This is a genomic window from Candidatus Symbiopectobacterium sp. NZEC135 (genome assembly GCF_025962695.1).
On record NZ_JAGFPF010000643.1, the window covers coordinates 1 to 1094 of the forward strand.

A 1094-nucleotide genomic window follows, 5' to 3' on the forward strand; every position below is an offset into this window, starting at 1 on the left:
TAGGAAATACAACAAATTGGGTTTCAATTGATACAAACCATCATGCCACGCATGTGTTTGCTGAAATCAGAGAGTTTGAATATACTATTCAACATCAACGAGAGTTTCAGCATTAAGTTAAAAAAGAGCGCTTCAGCGCTCTTTTTTATCACCACGATCAGATCAACACAATGAAACACTAAGCTTCAATTTTTAACAGGTCAGTTCAAAACAAAGGAATATTTCATCATGTTAATCGCTACTCGACCTCAAAATATATAATTCACATAATGGCTAAAAAATTCAGTTTCAGAAACGATTCGCTGTGTTATATTTCCCCTTCAACACGCTTAATTTTTTTAAAGAAGTTACCAGATATCTTTTCCTCTATTGATTGATAACTATCCAGAAATTGTATATCTACATGATTTTTATATTTTGTAGTAAACTCTTCGGCTTTTCCATCTGTTTTCTTTCTATCTGCTGTAGCAAAGAAAAATTTATGATATCTCCTAGGCGATACACCTTCAAATTGAATAAAAGAGACTTTTTCCGGATTGCTGCTATTTGCATCATTGATCGCATCATCATGGAGGTCCAGTGCCAGGCTTTTCTCATAAGGCTCTATATATATAACTTCTTTAATTCCAGCTGCTACTATATGTCGAGCACAGTTATGACATGGGAAAGTAGTTGTGAACATTAATTTTTCATATGTGGAGGCATCGCCAGTTCTAGCTAGTGTAGTTATAGCATCCATTTCCGCATGAATCGCTCTAGAATATTCAATTAAAGAACCGATTGGCGTTTTATCAAAAATCTCGTCAGCTATTTTTTCATAAAGTCCATCTAATGGAAGTTGTTTTAGAGTTTCATCTTGTACAATTTTATTCTCTTCAAAAAATTTATTCATTTCCTTTTTTAATTCACGAGTAATTCCGGATTTTATTTTGTTTTTATGTAAATCATTATAACAACGGCCACCTTTGTGAATGCATCTAAAATCATTTTCTTCATCTTCATAAGTATAAAGCCCTCCACCAAACTTAGGAACGTCATTTCGACCAGTTGAAATAATGTTTCCATTTCTATCTAGAATAGCAGCACCAACTTGT

1 protein-coding gene is annotated in these 1094 nt (G+C 33.4%); it reads right to left on the reverse strand.

The window, feature by feature from the left end:
- Positions 1-307: 307 nt before the first annotated feature.
- On the reverse strand, positions 308-1094 hold a 787-nt coding region (locus J5224_RS29410; RefSeq protein ID WP_264628605.1), incomplete at its 5' end, for a deaminase.